This window comes from Luteococcus japonicus (genome assembly GCF_003752415.1).
Taxonomy (GTDB): domain Bacteria; phylum Actinomycetota; class Actinomycetes; order Propionibacteriales; family Propionibacteriaceae; genus Luteococcus; species Luteococcus japonicus.
This window is the reverse complement of sequence record NZ_RKHG01000001.1, coordinates 433,123-451,376: the sequence shown is the minus strand read 5'-3', so window position 1 is coordinate 451,376 and position 18,254 is coordinate 433,123. Positions and strand designations below refer to the sequence as shown.

Annotated in this window: 20 protein-coding genes and 4 tRNA genes; 1 reads left to right on the top strand and 23 read right to left on the bottom strand. The window is 67.1% G+C overall.

All coding sequences use genetic code 11. The features are described from left to right. Positions 1-13: 13 nt before the first annotated feature. The 19 genes from gcvP to EDD41_RS02085 all read right to left on the bottom strand — a co-directional run bounded on the left by gcvP (position 14) and on the right by EDD41_RS02085 (position 15,552). Positions 14-2,881 (bottom strand): aminomethyl-transferring glycine dehydrogenase, encoded by a 2,868-nt coding sequence (gene gcvP / locus EDD41_RS02175; protein ID WP_123574800.1) that lies wholly within the window; start codon positions 2,879-2,881, stop codon positions 14-16. A gap of 50 nt (positions 2,882-2,931) precedes the next feature. After that, a complete protein-coding gene (locus tag EDD41_RS02170; protein ID WP_094765270.1) occupies positions 2,932-3,495 on the bottom strand; it encodes a MerR family transcriptional regulator in 564 nt (187 codons plus the stop codon). Between the two features lie 182 nt (positions 3,496-3,677). Beyond that, complete coding sequence (locus EDD41_RS02165) at positions 3,678-4,142, bottom strand: bifunctional nuclease family protein (protein ID WP_123574799.1); 465 nt, start codon at positions 4,140-4,142, stop codon at positions 3,678-3,680. Positions 4,143-4,171: 29 nt separating this feature from the next. Beyond that, complete coding sequence (gene ftsR, locus EDD41_RS02160; RefSeq protein ID WP_094765272.1) at positions 4,172-4,894, bottom strand: transcriptional regulator FtsR; 723 nt, start codon at positions 4,892-4,894, stop codon at positions 4,172-4,174. After that, positions 4,894-5,442: a double zinc ribbon and FHA domain-containing protein gene (locus EDD41_RS02155; protein ID WP_370597008.1), complete on the bottom strand. Its 549-nt coding sequence runs from the start codon at positions 5,440-5,442 to the stop codon at positions 4,894-4,896. The genes ftsR and EDD41_RS02155 overlap by 1 nt, the downstream gene beginning before the upstream one ends. Positions 5,443-5,561: 119 nt before the next feature. Next, positions 5,562-5,948, bottom strand: coding sequence for a glycine cleavage system protein GcvH (gene gcvH, locus EDD41_RS02150; protein WP_094765274.1), 387 nt, complete (start codon positions 5,946-5,948; stop codon positions 5,562-5,564). Positions 5,949-6,081: 133 nt separating this feature from the next. Beyond that, on the bottom strand, positions 6,082-6,873 hold the full coding sequence (locus EDD41_RS02145) for a DUF881 domain-containing protein (RefSeq protein WP_094765275.1): 792 nt from the start codon (positions 6,871-6,873) through the stop codon (positions 6,082-6,084). Beyond that, the gene (locus EDD41_RS02140) at positions 6,866-7,198 is read right to left on the bottom strand and encodes a small basic family protein (RefSeq protein WP_094765276.1); all 333 of its coding nucleotides are present in this window, start codon (positions 7,196-7,198) and stop codon (positions 6,866-6,868) included. The genes EDD41_RS02145 and EDD41_RS02140 overlap by 8 nt, the downstream gene beginning before the upstream one ends. A gap of 22 nt (positions 7,199-7,220) precedes the next feature. Further along, positions 7,221-8,009 (bottom strand): DUF881 domain-containing protein, encoded by a 789-nt coding sequence (locus tag EDD41_RS02135; protein WP_123574798.1) that lies wholly within the window; start codon positions 8,007-8,009, stop codon positions 7,221-7,223. Further along, positions 8,006-8,608, bottom strand: a complete 603-nt coding sequence (clsA, locus tag EDD41_RS02130) for a cardiolipin synthase ClsA (protein WP_094765389.1) — start codon at positions 8,606-8,608, stop codon at positions 8,006-8,008. The genes EDD41_RS02135 and clsA overlap by 4 nt, the downstream gene beginning before the upstream one ends. 23 nt (positions 8,609-8,631) lie before the next feature. Next, on the bottom strand, positions 8,632-9,789 hold the full coding sequence (locus EDD41_RS02125; RefSeq protein WP_245995505.1) for a glycosyltransferase family 4 protein: 1,158 nt from the start codon (positions 9,787-9,789) through the stop codon (positions 8,632-8,634). Next, positions 9,786-10,631, bottom strand: a complete 846-nt coding sequence (locus EDD41_RS02120; RefSeq protein WP_094765278.1) for an LpxL/LpxP family acyltransferase — start codon at positions 10,629-10,631, stop codon at positions 9,786-9,788. Before EDD41_RS02120 ends, EDD41_RS02125 begins: the two co-directional genes overlap by 4 nt. Further along, on the bottom strand, positions 10,628-11,326 hold the full coding sequence (pgsA, locus tag EDD41_RS02115) for a phosphatidylinositol phosphate synthase (RefSeq protein ID WP_094765279.1): 699 nt from the start codon (positions 11,324-11,326) through the stop codon (positions 10,628-10,630). Before pgsA ends, EDD41_RS02120 begins: the two co-directional genes overlap by 4 nt. Positions 11,327-11,331: 5 nt before the next feature. Continuing rightward, the gene (locus tag EDD41_RS02110) at positions 11,332-11,859 is read right to left on the bottom strand and encodes an HIT family protein (protein ID WP_179110694.1); all 528 of its coding nucleotides are present in this window, start codon (positions 11,857-11,859) and stop codon (positions 11,332-11,334) included. A gap of 35 nt (positions 11,860-11,894) precedes the next feature. Continuing rightward, positions 11,895-13,907, bottom strand: a complete 2,013-nt coding sequence (gene thrS, locus EDD41_RS02105; protein ID WP_245995504.1) for a threonine--tRNA ligase — start codon at positions 13,905-13,907, stop codon at positions 11,895-11,897. A 111-nt stretch (positions 13,908-14,018) separates the two neighbouring features. Next, the gene (locus tag EDD41_RS02100; protein ID WP_123574796.1) at positions 14,019-15,137 is read right to left on the bottom strand and encodes an ATP-grasp domain-containing protein; all 1,119 of its coding nucleotides are present in this window, start codon (positions 15,135-15,137) and stop codon (positions 14,019-14,021) included. A 149-nt stretch (positions 15,138-15,286) separates the two neighbouring features. After that, positions 15,287-15,361, bottom strand: a tRNA-Val gene (locus EDD41_RS02095). 1 nt (position 15,362) lies between these two features. Further along, positions 15,363-15,433, bottom strand: a tRNA-Cys gene (locus EDD41_RS02090). A 46-nt stretch (positions 15,434-15,479) separates the two neighbouring features. After that, positions 15,480-15,552, bottom strand: a tRNA-Gly gene (locus tag EDD41_RS02085). Positions 15,553-15,905: 353 nt separating this feature from the next. On the opposite strand from EDD41_RS02085, the gene EDD41_RS02080 reads away from it, so the two are divergent. Further along, a tRNA-Val gene (locus EDD41_RS02080) sits at positions 15,906-15,977 on the top strand. A gap of 239 nt (positions 15,978-16,216) precedes the next feature. On the opposite strand, the gene EDD41_RS02075 is transcribed toward EDD41_RS02080, so the two are convergent. From EDD41_RS02075 to EDD41_RS02060, 4 genes are all read right to left on the bottom strand, one after another. Further along, positions 16,217-16,543 (bottom strand): head-tail adaptor protein, encoded by a 327-nt coding sequence (locus EDD41_RS02075; RefSeq protein WP_148060443.1) that lies wholly within the window; start codon positions 16,541-16,543, stop codon positions 16,217-16,219. Continuing rightward, a complete protein-coding gene (locus EDD41_RS02070) occupies positions 16,540-16,848 on the bottom strand; it encodes a hypothetical protein (protein ID WP_211336555.1) in 309 nt (102 codons plus the stop codon). Before EDD41_RS02070 ends, EDD41_RS02075 begins: the two co-directional genes overlap by 4 nt. Then, the gene (locus EDD41_RS02065) at positions 16,848-17,714 is read right to left on the bottom strand and encodes a phage major capsid protein (protein ID WP_123574794.1); all 867 of its coding nucleotides are present in this window, start codon (positions 17,712-17,714) and stop codon (positions 16,848-16,850) included. Before EDD41_RS02065 ends, EDD41_RS02070 begins: the two co-directional genes overlap by 1 nt. 118 nt (positions 17,715-17,832) lie before the next feature. Further along, positions 17,833-18,222, bottom strand: a complete 390-nt coding sequence (locus EDD41_RS02060; RefSeq protein WP_148060442.1) for a hypothetical protein — start codon at positions 18,220-18,222, stop codon at positions 17,833-17,835. Positions 18,223-18,254: the final 32 nt, after the last annotated feature.

The window sequence follows — 18,254 nt, the reverse complement described above, 5'->3', positions numbered from 1 at the left end:
GATCCGGTGTCGGTCAGTCCTGGTAGCTCTCGATGGGCGGGCAGGAGCAGACCAGGTTGCGGTCACCGTGCACGCCGTCGATGCGCGCGACGGCCGGCCAGTACTTGTCCTGGCCCACCCCCGCGATCGGGCCCGCATGCCGCCCGGCCGGGTAGCCCGCCTCGCTGCGGCTGTACGGATGGGTCCACTCATCGGCCGTCACCCGGGCCAGGGTGTGCGGGGCATTCGCCAAGGGGTTGTTCTGGCCTTCCCACTCCCCCGCCTCGACCTTGGCGATCTCCCGGCGGATCGCGAGCATCGCGTCGCAGAAGCGGTCCAGTTCGTACTTGCTCTCGCTCTCCGTGGGCTCCACCATCAGGGTGCCGGCCACCGGGAAGCTCATCGTCGGGGCGTGGAAACCGTAGTCGATGAGGCGCTTGGCGACGTCGTCGACGGTGACATGACTGGTCTTGGTGATGCCTCGCAGGTCGAGGATGCACTCGTGGGCCACACGGCCGTCCGCGCCGGCGTAGAGCACCGGGAAGTGCCCCTCCAGGCGCTTGCCGATGTAGTTGGCGTTCAGGATGGCATTGAGGGTGGCCTCACGCAGCCCCTGCGCGCCCATCATGGCGATGTAGGCATAGGAGATCGGCATCACGCCCGCGGAACCCCACGGGGCACCCGCCACCGGCCCGTAGGAGCTCTCGGGGCCAGCCTCGGGCACCAACGGGTGGTTGGGCAGGTAGGGGGCCAGATGCTCCCGGACCCCGATCGGGCCGACGCCGGGACCGCCACCGCCGTGCGGGATGGCGAAGGTCTTGTGCAGGTTCAGGTGGCTCACGTCGCCGCCGAACCTGCCGGGCTGCGCCAGGCCGGCCAGGGCGTTCATGTTGGCACCGTCGACATAGACCTGGCCACCGGCCTCGTGCACCAGCCGGGACAGTTCGGTGATGGTGTCCTCGTAGACGCCGTGGGTCGACGGGTAGGTCACCATGATCGCTGCGAGCTGGTCGCGGTGTTTGTCCACCTGGGCCCGCAGGTCATCCATGTCGATGGAGCCGTCGGCCAGGGCCCTGACCACCACCACCTTCATGCCCGCCATGGCGGCGGAGGCGGCATTGGTGCCGTGGGCCGAGGACGGGATCAGGCAGATGGTGCGCTGCTCGTCACCACGGGCGAGGTGGTAGCTGCGGATCGCCATCAGGCCTGCATACTCACCGGCGGCTCCGGAATTGGGCTGCAGGCTGACGCGGTCATAGCCGGTGATGGCCTCGAGCCACTGGCCCAGGCGTTCGATCATCATGGCGTAGCCCTTGGCATCCTCCAGCGGGCAGAAGGGGTGCAGGTTCGCAAAGCCCGGGTAGCTGATCGGCTCCATCTCCGCCGTCGCGTTGAGCTTCATCGTGCAGGAACCCAATGGGATCATGCCACGGTCGAGTGCGAAGTCCCGGTCCGAGAGCGCACGCAGGTAACGCAGCATCAGCGTCTCGGAGTGGTAGCTGTTGAAGACCGGGTGCAGCAGGTAGTCCTCCCCGCGCTGATGACCCGCCAGGTCACCCACGCCGGCCTGCTCGTCGAGACTGACGCCGAAGGCTTCTGCGACGGCCTGCAGGGCCGTCTGGTCACTGTCCTCGCCCACGCTGATGCCGACGTGGTCCGCGTCGATCTGACGGAGGTGGACTCCCCTGTCGCGAGCGGCCGCGACGATCTGTGTCGCCCGGCCGGGCGCGGCCACGGTCAGGGTGTCGAAGAAGTGCTCACTGGCCAGCTGGAAGCCGCCGGTGCGCAGGGCGGCAGCCACCATGCGCGCCTTGCCATGGATCTGGTCGGCGATGCTGCGCAGGCCCTCGGGGCCGTGGTAGACGGCATACATGCTGGCGGTGACGGCCAGCAGCACCTGGGCCGTGCAGATATTGCTGGTGGCCTTCTCCCGGCGGATGTGCTGCTCACGGGTCTGCAGTGCGAGCCGGTAGGCGGGGGTTCCGTCGGCGTCCACCGAGACACCCACCAGGCGTCCGGGCATCGAACGCTCGAGCCCGGCGCGGACGGAGATGTAGCCGGCGTGCGGACCGCCGTAGAAGAGCGGCACGCCGAAACGTTGGGTGGAACCCACCGCAATGTCCGCCCCCCAGGAGGCGGGCGACTCCAGACGTGTCAGGGCCAACAGGTCGGCCGCGGCCACGACAGTGGCGCCGTTCTCGTGGGCCTTGTCGCTGATGGAGCGAAGATCCGCGGCCCCCCGCACGACACCGCTGGCACCGGGAAGCTGGACGACGACGCAGAAGGCCTCGTGCTGCTGGAGGGCGGCCACCAGGTCCTCGGCCTCGACCACCTCCCACCCGAGGGCGGCGGCGCGGGTGCGGACGACGGCTGCCGACTGGGGCAGGATCTCCGCATCGAGCAGCACCACATTGCCCTTGCGAGTGGTGCGTCGGGCCACACCCACCGCCTCCGCAACGGCAGTGGCCTCGTCCAGCAGGGAGGCGCCGGCCGTGGGCAGTCCGGTGAGGTCACTGACCATGGTCTGGAAGTTCAGCAGGGCTTCCAGACGGCCCTGGCTGATCTCCGGCTGGTAGGGCGTGTAGGCCGTGTGCCAGGCCGGGTCCTCCAGCACATTGCGTCGCACGACCGGCGGCGTGATGGTCCCGTGGTAGCCCAGGCCGATCATGGCGCGCTTCGGATGGTTCATCTCCGACAGGGCCCGCAGGTCGTCCAGCACTGCCGACTCGGTCAGGGCCTCCGGAAGGTCGAGTGGCCCGTCCATCCGAATTGCCGCGGGCAGGGCCTGGGCAAGGTCCTCGAGTTCCTGCAGACCCAGGTGCTCCAGCATCTCGCGACGTTCCGCGTCGCTGGGGCCGATGTGGCGGGTGCTGAAGATGTGTGCGCTAGCCGTGGTCACCATGGATTCACACTAGCGGCTGGCGGGGCTGCCCGGCAGTGCCAGGAGGCTGTTCAGATCGCGCGCAGCATGGGGCGTGTGACGGGTGGGTCGGCCTGCTCCTTGCGCGCCTCGGCACGTTCGGTCGGCAGGACGCTCAGGGTGCCCTCGATGTCGCGCCAGACGCCGCCCAGGGCAATGGCGAACATGCCCTGACCTCCGCGCAGCAGGTCGACGACCTCCAGGTCGCTGGTGCACTCGTAGACGCTGACACCATCGCTCATCAGGGTGACCTGGGTCAGGTCCTCCACACCACGCTCACGGAGGTGGTCGATGGCAACCCGGATCTGCTGCAGCGAGATGCCGGCATCGATCAGGCGCTTGATCACCTTGAGCATCAGGATGTCGCGGAAGGAGTACAGGCGTTGGGTGCCGGAGCCCTCGGCGCCCCGGATACCCGGGATGACCAGGTTGGTGCGCGCCCAGTAGTCCAGCTGGCGATAGGTGATGCCGGCGGCCTTGCAGGCCACGGGCCCACGGAAGCCCAGGTCGTCGGGAAGGGGGGCGAAGTCGCCATCGAAGAGGGCGTCCTGGGCGGCCGACGCCGTCACGGGAAGTGCCTCGTTCGCCTGGTTCATCTGGTCCTGCCCTTCGAAGTGCAATGTCTGTGTATCGACCGTAAAGGGCGACGGTGGGTTGGGGCAATGAACACGCCGCAACCCGCTCGCGATATCGCCAAGGACCAGAAAAATCGCTTTGACAAGGGGAAATGCTCGAACGCGAGGTGAAGCTCTGCTTGAGAGTGCCCGCTGACCAGTGGTTATGAAGCCTCGAAGTCGTCTGGATTGACCTGGTCCAGGAAGGCCCGGAACTGCTCCACCTCGTCCTGGGCTGGTTCCTCGACCTCAACCCCAACTTCATCCATCAGTGACTCCGGCGCGGTGATCACGATGCCGCTGCGCACCGCCAACGCCGCCACGTCCGAGGGACGTGCGGCCAGGACATGGCCGTCGACCTCGAGCTCTGCATGGAAGACGCCATCCTGCATCCCGGTGATGCGTCCACTCACCCGGTCATGGCCCAGCTCCGCGAGCAGGCGAACCATCAGGTCATGCGTCATGGGACGGGGTGGGACCAGGCCTTCGAGGGCATTGGCGATGGCCGAGGCCTCCGCAGCACCCACCCAGATGGGCAGGGCCCTGGTGCCACCGGATTCCTGCAGCAACAGGATGGGGGCCCCGGAGGGGGCGTCCACCCGGACTCCCACGACGTCAAGTTCAGGCATGCCTCCACCCTAGCTCGCGCGACGGATGCTCAGCGTTCGATCAAGGAGTGCATCATGGCCGCGTGGGCGTGAATGACCAACTGGGTCACCTCCCGGGCGGCCTCCGTGGCCTGCGAGTTCTGTCGACGGAGGAAGGGGGCGACGGCCTGTTCGACGAGCCCGGCTTCCCGCTCCGCGGACTGCTTGATGGCCCGCAGGTGCCGGGAGTCCATGCCGTAGAGCTGCAGCTTCCTGGCGACGACGCAGATGGTCAGTGCCTCGCGCCCGTAGAAATTGGTCTGTCGCCGCGGGCTGACCAGCTGTTGGCGTTCCAGGTCCACCAAGACCTGCTCACTGATTCCCGAGGTGGAGATCAGCTCTCGGCGCGTGAGACGGATGGGCTTTCGGGGGCCCGCCTGCCGATCCTGACGTGCGAAGGGGACGGCAGGAGGCAACTCGGCCTCCGGCGGTGTCACCGGGGCGCTCGGGGTGGGTGGGGGTGCCTCCAGGTTGGGAGGCTGCTCGCCACGGTCCATCATGTCCAGGTGCTCGCGGATCACCTTCAGCGGCAGGTAGTGGTCCCGCTGGACTCGCAGGATGTACCGCAACCGGTCGATGTCGGCCTGGGAGTAGCGGCGGTAGCCCGAGGGCGCCCGCTCGGGTGACAGCAGGCCCTCGCTCTCCAGGAAGCGAATCTTGGAGATCGAGACGTCGGGGAACTCCACCTTCAGGATGGCCAGCACCTGGCCGATGGAACGCAGCGGCTGGGGCATCAGCGCAGACCAGGCTCACTCACGAAGAAGATCATGCGGAACTTGCCGATCTGCACCTCGTCGCCCTGGCGCAGCTGCGCCTGCCCGTCCACCAACGTGCGGTTCACGTAGGTGCCGTTGAGGCTGTTCTGGTCCTCGACGAACCAGTTCTGGTCCTGCTTGGTGAACTTCACGTGGTGCCGGGAGACGGTGATGTCGTCCAGGAAGATGTCTGAGTCCGGGTGCCGTCCAACGGTCACCTCGTCATTGTCGAGCAGGTAGCGCGCTCCGGCCCCGGGGCCGCGCTCCACGATCAGCAGGGCATGCTCCATGGGCAGGGCGCTGACCGCAGCGAGATCATCCGGCCCCAGCTCGAGGGTGCCGGTCACCTCAGTGACCACGGGGATCATCCGGGTACTGTCCCCTGCCACCTCGGCGGCCTGTCCGTCGACGGCGACGATTCGCTCACCGCAGTGCGAACAGAAGTTCGCCTGGGGGTCCACCTCACGACCGCATCGGCTGCACTCCACCATTGGTCCGTTCTCCATTCGACTGGCGCGGAGGGACATCCGGAGACGTCCCCCCTGAGGTACGAGGCATGGTGACGGGTTTGCCCGTCGCCGGCGCTGTTCGCCCCGCCGGGGCGAACAGCCTTCATTCTGTCAGGTTGTCGTCCTGCCGTGCGCGATCACTCGCCGACGAGTTCAGCGTACGCGTCGCTGTCGAGCAGGGAATCGGTGTCCGCGTCGGCGCCGAGCTCCACTTCGAAGAGCCAACCATCACCGTAGGCGTCACTGTTGACCGTCTCGGGAGCATCGGCAAGGTTGTCATTCACCGCGGTGACCACACCGGAGACCGGGGAGAACACGTCGGAGACGCTCTTGGTGCTCTCCAGCTCGCCGCATGAGTCTCCCGCGGCGATCTCCTCACCGACGGTGGGAAGGGAGACGTAGACGATGTCGCCCAGTGCCTGCGCCGCGTAGTCCGTGATGCCGACCCGAACAGTTGATCCGTTGCCGGCGCGCACCCACTCGTGCTCTTCGCTGTACTTCAGGTCCTCGGGAAAACGGGACATCGCAATCGCTCCTTTGCAGGTCTGCCCGACGTTGCCCGTCGGGGGCGCCACTAGCCTAACGCCCAGATGGGCTTCGCACGCCAGCCCTCACAGACATTCTCCTAGTCAGGCTGCGCTCGTCACGCCCTTCGGGTCAGGCAGGGCGGGCCCACTGAGGCGTGGTGACGTGGTGCAGGGATGAGACCTGGACGCTCTCCAGCCGTGAGATCAACACGTGCCCACCGACCTGTTCGGCCTGAACCTGACTGACCAGACCACCGCGGAAGCGCGCCCCCTCCTCCAGCGCGTGAGGCTCCCCCACCACATCGAGCGTGATCGGCGTGCGGACCTGCTGGCCGTCGACCACCAGCGAACCGTCCTGTTGGGAGAACCACGTCTGTGCCACCACCCGGACCTGGTCGTCGATCTCGATCGCCTCGGCACCGGCGTCCCGCAATTCCTCGACGGCATCGAGCAACAGGTCTGCTCCCACCTTGCCCTGGGGATCGACGATCGTGATGCGGATGCCGGGTCCCTTGGCGGGGGCGGTTCCGGCGAGGATCGCCAGCTCGTCGCGCCGCTTGCGGTTCTCCGCCTCGGCGACCCGGCGGGCATCCGCGCCGCTCGCGAGCTGTTCGCGAGTGTGTTCCAGCCGGGCCGACTCCTGCCCGAGGCGCTCCTGTTCCGCATTGAGCTGGTCGAGCAGCTGGACCAGGTCTGTGCGCCGCATCGAACCCAGGGAGTCGTCGGCATTCTTGGCCCGGACCTGCATGACCACCAGCAGGCCCACGAGGCAGAGCACGACTGCCATGATCGCCTGACCGGTGGAGGGACGGAAGAAGTCCGACAGCAGACGGTCCCAGGCCGGGTACTCCGAGCGCAGGACCTCGCGGTGGCTGCGCTCCGCCTCGAGCTGCCCGTCGGGTTTTGGCGTCGGCTCAGGCATGGATCAGGGCTCTGCGGATGGCAGCCGAATTGGTGAAGATGCGGATGCCCAGCACTACGACGACGGCCGTCGACAGCTGGGAGCCGACCCCGATCAGGTCACCGACCCACACGATCATGGCCGCGATCAGGACATTGGAGATGAAGCTCACCACGAAGACCTTGTCCGTGAAGGTCCCCTCCAGATAGGCGCGAAGTGCGCCGAAGAGCGCGTCCAGCGCCGCGACGATGGCGATCGGCAGGTAGGGCTGCAGGGCCGTGGGGAGACTGGGTTCCAACCACAGGCCCAGAAGGACCCCCAGGACGAGGCCGAGCAGTGCGATCATCGTGATCCTCCGGAAGCTGTGGTCATCGGTCAACCCGGGCCTTGGAGACCCCCAGGCCGGGATCGGCGGGCAGGGTGAGGTCCTCGGCCGTCGTGACCTGGTATGCCAGGCCGTAGTTGTCCTTGAGGAAGTTCCACCAGTGGCCGGCCGGGGCGGCGGCCAGCCGAGAACCCAGCTGCCGGGGATCTCCGATGGCCTCCACCCGATAGGGATGGTTGAGGGAACGGTAGTCCACCGTGATGGCCGAGCCGGCCTGGCGGATGGCGGTCCGCGCCGTGATCCGGTGCCCGTTCACGGCGATCGCCTCGGCACCGGAGAGCCACAGTCCGTTGACGAGGCGACGAAGGTCCTGGTCAGTCACGCGTGCAGGCTGGGCGCCATCGGTGGCCGACAGGGCATCATCCAGGTCAAGGACGATTCCTGGGCCGGTGACTGCCACCCGGCCGGTGACGATGCCTTCTGTCTGGTCACCGTCGTGCGAGCTGACGAGGTTCTCCTCCTGCAGGCGGCGGACGTCGGCGTCGAGGGACGCGATCCGGGCCACGGACTCCTCCTGGCGGACCTGCGCGGAGCGAACCCTGTCCAACAACTCGGTGCGCTCGGCCTGGGCGCTGGGAGCAGAGCGGCTCGTCTGTGCTGCGGCCATCGCCAACAGTCCGGTGGCCAGGGCGATGCCCACCACGCGAAGTGCGGGCCGCCGCCCGGCCTCTCCCCCGGGACGCGCCCGGCGGTAGTCCGGTTCCAGGGCATTGCGCTGGATCGAGGCGAGCAGGTCCATGCTCGCGGCAGGGGAACGGCTGGGCTGGGTCATCGCGGGATCCGTGGAGTCTGCATCAGGTGCCAGGTCTGGCGGACATACAACAGGCCGGCCCACCAGTACAGGGCGCTGCCCCAGATGGCGAAGGACCAGCCCACCACGCGGGCGAGGGTCGCCACGCCCGAGTCCCCGGCCCCCAGCAGCACCAGCGGAAAGGCGTAGAGCAGGCAGAAGGTGGCGGCCTTGCCGATCAGGTGGACGGGCAGACTGGTGTAGCCGCGGGTCTTCAGCAGGGGCACGAGCGCCACCATCATCAGGTCGCGGGCCACCAGGAGGGCCACCAGCCACCACGGGATCACGTCGCGCAGGGCCAGGGCGATGAGCGTGGAGCCGATGTACAGGCGATCGGCCACCGGGTCGAGCATCTGGCCCAGCCGTGAGGTCTGATGCCAGGCCCTGGCCAGCGTTCCGTCCAGCCAGTCGGTGAACCCGGCGAACATCAGCAGGATGACCGCCCAACCGTCGGCATGCGGACCCAGGATCATCCACAGGAACAGGGGTACCCCGGTGAGCCGCAGGAAGCTCAGCACATTGGGCAGCGTCAGCACACGATCCGTGTCATAGGAGCGCTCCGCCGGGCGCACGCCGCGCATGTCTGGCCCGGGGATGGAATTGCTCACACCCACAGCCTAGGCGATCGCCCACGTGGTGCCGCCGAGGACGCGCTCCCCGCGGCATTGCGGTAGACCTCCAGGACCTGGGGCCCCACGACGCTCCAGTCGAAGGCCTCGGCGCGACGCCTGCCGCGCCGTTCCCACTGGCCGCGGGGCCGCGCGAGGCTGGTGAGCAGCGCCTCGGCGAGGGCCTGCGGGTCCCCCGGGCGGAAGAGGTCTGCCACCGGGCCGTGCTCGTCGCTGACCACCTCGCGGAAGGCGGGCAGGTCGGAGGCCACCACGGGCGCGCCGGAGGCCAGGGCCTCCAGCAGGACGATGCCGAAGCTCTCTCGTCCCGTGTGTGGTGCCACGTAGGCGTCGGACGTGGCCAATGCCTCGTTGCGGCCCCGGTCATCCAGGGGGCCGGTGAACTGCACCCCCGCTGTCCTCCTGGCCGTCCCGGCCCCGACCACCTGCACGCGCAGGTCGGGATGACGGCGACGCACGACGGGCAGCGCGTCGAGCAGGACGGAGAGCCCCTTGCGCGGTTCGTCATAGCGTCCGACGAAGGTCACTCGCGGATGGTCGCCGGCCCGCCAGCGCGCGGTGCATTCGGCCAGCGGGTGTTCGCGGACTGAAATGGCATTGCCGATCACCGTCGAACGTGGTCCTCCGTGTGCCTCGGCCACCCGAGCTGCCGTCCGCGAGACGGCAATCGAGCGGTCGATCCGCTCGGCGGCCTGCGGCAGCAGCTGGTAGGCCAGCCCCATGGTTCGAGAGCCGGGGGTGGCCGTGTGGAAGGTGGCCACCAGGGGCACCCGGGCACGGCCCAGTGCCAGCAGTGAGATGGACGGCGTCATCGGCTCGTGCACGTGAACCAGGTCGAAATGCCCGTGCTTGAGCCAGTCGCGCACCCGCAGGGCGGCGGCGGGTCCGAAGTTGATCCGGGCCACCGAGCCGTTGTAGGAGACCGGGATGGCCGGGCCCGCGGAGGTGAAGTCCGTGGCGCCGAGGCCCGCGCCGTGCAGCATTGCCGCGGTGGGCCGCCCGGGCGCCAGGATCGAGACGCTGTGTCCCTGCGAACGCAACCAGCCGGCCAGTCCGAGAACATGGTTCTGCACGCCCCCGGCACGTGCGAAGGAATACGGGCAGACCAGGCCGACCCGCAGGCAGTCGTTCACCGCGCCACCACTCCGGGGAAGAAGCGCACCAGGACGTGCCAGTCGACGACGTCCTGCTGGACCTGGGCAGCGAAGAAGTCCGCCAGCCCCTGTGTTCGGCCGGCCACGTCGCCGCCGGCAATGGGCTGGGAGACGACCAACCGCATCCGTCGGCCCTCGTAGCGGCACGCGACACCGAGCAGGGTCGCGCCGGTGGTCAAAGACAGGTGCGCGGCGCCGCCCGGCATCCGCACCCGCACCGCCCCCGTCGCCGTGGGCCAGGAGACCGGAACGCCGCCGCGGCCGAAGTTGCGGTCCCCCACCAGACAGACCAGCCGACCATCGCGCGCATCGGCTTCCAACAGGCTGAGGATGTGGGGTGTGCGGTGTCCGTGGATGCGCATCCCGAGCCGCTCCCGCACACGCGTGAAGTAGGCGAATTCTGACTCCTCGAGCTCCTCGGCGACGGTGGCAACCGGCATCCCCTCCAGACAGGCCCAGGCACCGGCCAGATCCCAGGAAGCCATGTGCGGCAGGGCGATGACCGCTCCCCCCTCGCGATGGGCGACCAGCAGCCGTGCCCGGTCCTCGTCGTCGACAAGGATGCTGGCCCGGATGTCCTCATGGCTCCAGTGCTCCAGCTGGGTGGATTCGAACAGATTGCGCGCCCAGCTGGCTGCTGCCCGGGCGGTGTCGCGGCGGCCGGGCATGGTGCCGGTCACCACGCAGGCGTTGAGCTGCCACTGCCGCAGCGGCCGAGGCGGCCGAAGGGCCACGGCCCACGATGCGATCTGCACCATCGGCCGCCACAGCACGGGTGGCACGTCACCGGCCACAGCCAGGGCGAGGCCCATCCTGCTCATGGCTGCGAACGCTCCTTGCGGTGCAGGGTCTGCTCGCCGGCATGCTCGGCAGCGACGGTGGCCTGCGGATCGATGACCTCGATGCCCTGTGCCTCGGCTTCACGGGCCTGCTGCTTGACCTGGCCCATGCGCTGCAGGACCGTCCAGGTGCTGGCGAAGAGCAGGTAGCCCAGTGCCACCGGCATGGCCCACCACAGGCCAAGACCGGTCAGCAGCATGCCCAGCAACAGCGCCAGCAGACGGTCGCCCCGGGCCGCGAGCCCACCCCAGACCTTGAATCCGAGCGCCAGCCCGCGGGCCTTGGCGTAGCTGGTGACCTGTCCCATGACGAGCGCCCCAATGGCGGCTCCCGCCAGCAGGACCGAGTCCCCGCCCCCGGCATACCAGAGGGCAACGGCACCGAAGATCGCGCCATCGGCCACCCGGTCCAGGGTCGAGTCCAGGAAGGCGCCGTAGGCGGACTTGTGGTTCGTCATCCGGGCCATCTGGCCGTCCACCCCGTCGGTGAGGACGCAGAAGGTGATGGCCAGTGCTGCCTGCCACAGGTGTCCTGCGGGCACGAGCCACAGGGAGACGACGATCACCAGCAGGGTCCCCAACCAGGTGACCATGTCCGGTGTCATGCGCAGCGCCATGAACAGACGGGCGGCCGGTGTCATGGCGGCCGCATAGCCCTTGCGGAGTCGTTCAACCATTCGGATCAGTCCTTGCTGGTCGTCGGCCACGCCGCAGCGAGCGCCTGGCGCGCATCGTCGAGGAGCTGGGGTACGGCCTTGGTCTGGGCAATGATCGGCAGGAAGTTGGAATCCCCCTGCCAGCGTGGAACCACATGCTGGTGCAGATGGGCGGCGATGCCGGCGCCGGCAACCTCCCCCTGGTTCATCCCGATGTTGAAGCCGGCCGGACGGGAGACCTCCATCAGCACGTCCATGGCCGTCCTGGTCAGGACCGCCATCTCCGCAACCTCCGCCTCGTTGGCGTCGGTGTACCAGGAGATGTGCCGGTAGGGACAGACCAACAGGTGACCCGGCGAGTACGGGAAGAGGTTCATCACCACGAAGCAGGTCTCGCCCCGGTGCACGATCAGCCCGTCATCGTCGGGTCGCTGCGGCTTCACGCAGAAGGGACACTGGTTCTCCGTGCTGTCCGTCGGCTTCGAATCCCCCTTGATGTAGGCCATCCGATGGGGGGTCCACAAGCGCTGGAAGGCATCCGGGACACCCGCCATCGAATCGGCGAACTCGAGCAGGGGCTGGTCGTCGCTCACGCCTGGGATTCCTCCGCTTCGGCCGCCGAGGGCGAGTCATTGCGACGGGACTCGACCCATTCGACGATCTGGTCGACGGCCTCGGCCACCGGCAGGCCATTGCGCTGCGATCCATCGCGGTAGCGGAAGCTGACCGCACCTGCCTCGCGGTCCTCACCACCGGCGATCAGCATGAAGGGCACCTTCTGCTTTGTCGCATTGCGGATCTTCTTCGGGAATCGGTCGTCGGAGGTGTCCATCTCCACCCGCACCCCGCGCTTCTCCAGCTGGGAGAGCACCTCGGCCAGGTATTCGTTGAACTCGCCGGCGACGGGGATGCCGATCACCTGCACGGGGCTCAGCCACGCCGGGAAGGCACCGGCATAGTGCTCCACCAGAACACCGAAGAAGCGCTCGATGGAGCCGAACTTCGCCGAGTGGATCATCACCGGCTGCTGGTGGCTGCCATCACTGGCCGTGAACTGCAGGCCGAAGCGTTCGGGCTGGTTGAAGTCGTACTGGATCGTCGACATCTGCCAGGTCCGGCCGATCGCATCCTTGGCCTGGATGGAGATCTTCGGGCCGTAGAAGGCGGCGCCACCCGGGTCCGGCACGCACTCCAGCCCGGATTCCTCGGCGCACTGGCGCAGCACCTCGGTGGCCGTGGCCCACTGCTCGTCGGAACCGATGAACTTGTCCTTCTTCTTGCCGTCCTCGTCCCGAGTGGACAGCTCCAGGTAGAAGTCGTCCAGCCCGAAGTCGCGCAGCAGCTTCAAGATGAACTGCAAGAGGTGCTTGATCTCCTCGGGGGCCTGCTCCGGGGTCACATAGCTGTGCGAGTCATCCTGGCTGATGGTGCGCACGCGCGTGAGGCCCTGCAGCACGCCCGACTTCTCGTTGCGGTACACGGTGCCGAACTCGAACAGCCGCAGCGGGAGCTCACGGTAGGAGCGACCACGGCTGCGGAAGATCTCGTTGTGCATCGGGCAGTTCATGGCCTTGAGGCGGTAGGCGGTGCCGTTGTCGTCCATGGCGGGGAACATGCCATCGGCGTAGTAGGGCAGGTGACCCGAGGTGAAGAACAGGTCCTCCTTGCTGATGTGGGGCGTCTTGACATAGACGAAGCCGTTGTCGACGTGGGCCTGGCGGACGTAGTCCTCCATCTCACGGATGATGACGCCACCCTTGGGGTGGAAGACCGGCAGGCCGGCACCCAGCGTCTCGGGGAAGCTGAACAGGTCCAGCTCGGCGCCCAGCTTGCGGTGGTCACGCTTGGCGGCCTCGGCCAGCCGCTCCTGGTAGGCCTTGAGGTCCTCACGACTGGCCCAGGCCGTGCCATAGACACGCTGCAGGTGTGCCTTCGCCTGGTCACCGCGCCAGTAGGCGGCGGAGCTCTTGGTGAGGGCGAAGGCGTTGATGTAGCCGGTGTGGGGCACGTGCGGGCCGCGGCACAGGTCGTACCAGGCCACGCTGCCGTCGCGGCGGACGTTGTCATAGATGGTCAGCTCGGCGCCGCCGACCTCGACCGAGGAGCCGTCCTCGTCATTGCTGCCGCCCTTGTCCTGGATCAGCTCCAGCTTGAAAGGCTCATCCTTCTCGGCCTCCAGGGCTTCGGCCTCGGAGACGACGCGGCGCACGAAGCGTTGCTTCTCCTTGATGATCTGCGTGGCCTTCTTCTCGACGGCCTTCAGGTCCTCGGGGGTCAGCGGCTCGCACTGGAAGTCGTAGTAGAAGCCGTCACTGATGGGAGGCCCGATCCCCAGCTTGGCTTCGACGAAGATGCTCTGCAGCGCCTGGGCAGTGACGTGCCCGGCGGAGTGGCGCACGATGGACAATCCCTCGTCGCTGGTCATCAGCACGGGCTCGACGACATCCCCCTCGTGCAGGGTTCGCTGGAGGTCCTGGGTCTCGCCATTGACGTGCATGGCCACGATGGAGCGGTCGTCGCCGAAGAGGTCCAGACCCGTGGTGGTGGTCTCGATCACCTGTTCCGTCGTCTGGCCTTCGCGTTGGATGGTGATCGTGCTCACTGGGCTTCCTCTCTTCGTGCGCGCGCCCAGACAGGGGACGTGCGCGGTGGCTGCGTCAACGGACGCGCACCCCATTCTGCCCGATCGGCGAGAGGACTGCTCGCGGCCCGCTCAGAGGAGGCGACGCAGGAAGAGCAGGAGCTGCACCGCGACATACTTCGCAGGTAGCACGCGGCGCTGTCCGGCCCAGTCCCCCACGAAGCGTCGCACGGTGGGCCATCGGGCTCCCGTTCGGGGAGTCTGGTCCGGGAAGACGTGCACCTCGCGCCCGTGTAATGGCCGAGGACGCCGGGGCTGGGCGAAGTCAACACCCAGACACTCCAGGTAGGACTCCACGAAGTGGTGCCCGGCGGCTCCGAGGGCGACGATCGAGTGCCACGCCCTCAGATTCACGTCGACGACCTGGGGTGTGCCCTGCTTGTCGCGGACGAGGTCCAGGTTCACCAGCCCCAGGCCCTTCATCTGCCTGACCAGAAGATCTCCCACGCGGGCGACCTCGGGATCGTCGGTCACCTCGATGGTCGATGAAGGGCCCTCCGCGGCGGTCGCCTGGATGGTGCGATAGACAGCGTGTTCCGTCACCACCCCATCGTGGTGCGCGGCGGCATAACAGAGGGTCTCGCCCGGTTCGAAGCGTTCGGCGTAGAGCTGTTCCGGGTCGCCGCCGAGCTCGTCGACGACCCCATCCAATTGCGCGACGTCGAAGACGATGCGCACACCCTCGCCGCCCGACCCGATCCGCTGCTTGATCACCAGGGGAAGGCCCAGGTCGTGCACGAGTTGAGGGCCAGACAGGCCCAGCAGGGGCTCGACGGGAGGAACGGGAAGCCCTTCCTCGGTCAGCGCCCTGGACACCACCAATTTGTCCCGCCAGGTGAAGCGATGCTCCAAGGCCTCCACCACCCTTCCGGGGAAGCCCGCACGGTGAGCCGCATGGATCACGTCGTCGAGCAGGAATTCGGGGCACTGCACGTCCACCACCCGCTCGGCCGGCAGGGCCCCGAGGATCGAATCGAGGTCCTCGGGAGTGCTGAAGTAGTGGCTCTGGTCATAGAGGACGCGTGAGCTGACCCGGGCGAGGAGATTGTCGGCGACCGTCACGTGGACCACCTCGATCCCGCGACGGTGCAGGCAGGCAGCGAGTTGGTCGAAGGAGAGCATCGTGCCCAGATCGACGAAGACCACCATGGGACGCGGAGCGCTCCGCTCTGCGCTCATGGGTGTGGGCATGGATTCGATGTTATGTGGTGCCTGGGTCTCCACGCCCCGTGAAGGCGCAGCCGGGAACAGCCTTCAGCCAACACCAAGTCTGGAGGCCCGTCGTTCTCAACGCAGCAACGCAAAAAGAAGGCCCGCAGAAAATCTGCGGGCCTTCTTGGTGGTGGGCGATACTGGGTTTGAACCAGTGACCTCTTCCGTGTCAGGGAAGCGCGCTACCACTGCGCCAACCGCCCGAGGTGGAGACGGGATTTGAACCCGTGTACACGGATTTGCAGTCCGTTGCCTCGCCTCTCGGCCACTCCACCGTGAAGGATGGACCTCACCGATGGGGATGGGGCGAGAGCCTCTCCGAGCGGACGACGGGATTCGAACCCGCGACCCTCACCTTGGCAAGGTGATGCTCTACCAACTGAGCCACGTCCGCATGTTTGCTTGAGTTCATCCTTGCGGACTCCCTCGCGCTTCGCACCAGAGGACTCTATCGGATCTTGCGATTCGGTTCAAATCCTTTTTCGGCTTGCCAGCTCTTCGAACCAGCGCCCCGAAGCGGTGCGTTGAGAACACTAGCGGAGGGATTTCTGGATGTGCAAATCGAGAGTCACATCGGCGTGATTCACCCGTGTTCACCGTGCCGAAACCATGCCCTCGGTCCCCTCCCGTGGCCCTTGCCTCCTTCGTTCGAGCTCATGTCACCTGCCCGTGGTTCGCTCGTTGAGGGCAGGTCATGTGGCCGATTTGTGCTTTCGCCCGGGATGGCACTAGTGTTTCTCAACGCAAGGGCGATTGGCGCAGTGGTAGCGCGCTTCGTTCACACCGAAGAGGTCACTGGTTCGAACCCAGTATCGCCCACCCTTGTGAAGTAGCCCCTGGCAAGCGGAAACGCTCGTCAGGGGCCGTCCTCATTTCGGCCCGTGTCGGATACGTGTCGGACGCAGAACACCCCCAGCAGCTTTCCACGGCTGCTGGGGGTGTTCTGTTCTGCGCAGGTGCGATCAATGCTGGCTCCGTCGCTTGGACCGGCTCCCGCCCTTCGCTCCCGGAAACATCGAGCCTGACCGTCTCGACTTGGGCGCGTTGACGCAGAAGTCTCAGGTGACGTGCTTCACGACGACGGTCTGGTGGTGGACATGCCCACCGACCATGTGTCGCTCGGGATCGCCGGTCAGCTCGTAGGTACGCCCGTCGATGGTCACGCGGTCGGCGCCGCTCAGGGCCGCGTGGGCGGGAAGGTAGACCTTCTGCAGGGTGACGGTGCTCTGGGCGCTGATCGGTCCCTTCTCGACGCTCGACAAGGGCTGGATCTCGCCCCAGTAGGTGACATCGACGCTGGGGCCGTAGATCGGGTTGCCGTGAGAGTCCCAGTCGATTTCCTGGCCCTGCCGAGCGAAGCGAATCTTCGTGCGAAAGCCCATCATGCTGACCTCACCCGGTAGCGGTTCAAGACGAACGTCTCAGCCAACGTCCAGCCCTGCCATCCGGCCAGCGTCACTTCCCCGACAGTGCTGGCGAGCTGCTCCGGGTTGGCCATCAAGCGGGCCGTAGCGGTCACCAGGACTGCGGCCACGTCATAGGCGGGGTCTCTCTCGTCGAAGCCACGGTCGCGGGTGTAGGACCTCGCCATGGCGGCGACGATGGGCAGGGTCTCCCGAGCCGCGGCGACGGTCGCTGGATCGTCACCACGGCCCAGGAAGGCCGCCACGGACTCGGGAGTCGGCATCATCAGGCGGCACTCACGATGGCGACGGCCTCGGGGCGCAGCAGGCCCAGGTCGTAGCGGGTGACGACGCGGATGCCGGTGGAGTCCTTGGTGGCGAAGGCCTCCTTCAGCGGGGTCACCTGGGCGGCCAGGTCGCGCACGATGGCCACCTCGGACATGTTCACCAGCATGGTCTTGCCCGCGGCCAGCTTGTTGGTCACCACGAGCTTCACGCCGTGCAGCTGCATGCCGGCGGCGCGGGTCACGTCGGGCTGCACCAGGGGACGGTTCTGGCCGTCCTTCAGGCCCAGGATCTTGAAGTAGTCGGCGCCGGACATGAACGCAACGCTGGGCTGCTCCTCGACGGCGGCCATGGCAGCCAGACCGGCGAGGAACCCGTCGATGGTGGCGGGATCGGCCGTGACCTTGGTCACGCCGGCCTGGTTCAGGATGCCAGTGATGGTGTCACCAGCGCCGTCACCCTTCAGCAGGGCATCGTCGAGCTTGTTGGTCACGTCGGTGACGAGCTTCTGGCGGATGACGCCCTCGAGGTTCACCGCGTTGGCCTGACGCAGCAGCTCGTTCGACACCACGCTGATGACCTTGAGGGACTTGCGGGTGATGGGCAGCAGCGTCATCTCGTCGAAGTCAACGTCGGCGGTGCCGATCTCCTCACCCTGGCCGTACCAGCCGGGGTCGGTGGTCTTCGTGGTCAGCTTGGGGATGATCAGCGGCTCGGAGCTGTCGAAGATCTTCGGGCCGTTGGACAGGACCACGCTCGCGGCCTGCAGGGGCTCGACGAGGATCTTGGCGACGGCATCCTTGATGATGCTGGGGTTCTCGGCCGCGGTCTCGATGTGGACCGGGGGGGTGATGACGGGTTCGGACATGATGTGCCTCCTGAGGCGGGGTTGGAATCTACGGTGATTGCCTGCCCGCCAGGGGCACAAGCGAAAGGGGCGCCGGGATCAACCCGACGCCCCCATGATACCCCTAGGGGGTAACGTGTCAATCCTGCTCCGGCACGTCACCCAAGGAGGTGATCGTGATCTCGGAGTTCGCCAGATGACTCCGCCGCATACGGAAATCACCCTTGTGGACGATCTTCGGCAGGATGTCGGTGATGCTGACATCGTGCAGCCGCAAAGCCGTGGCTTCGATCCTCGTCGGTGATTCACTAATCCTGACCTCGCTGGGCACGACGATGGCATTCACGTCACCCCACTGACGGTCACTGGCGCGCCACTCGAAGCCGATAATCGTCCACTCGTCACGATCAATTCCTGTGATGGCGTAGACATCGCTGTCGCTGTCCTTCTTGAAGTCGACGGACATCCCTCCCTGCCATTTCGGGAACATGCCAACCGATGGTGCTCCCCATGTACCTACTTCAGCCATTGCTTAACTCCTATTTTGGTCGTGCTACTTAG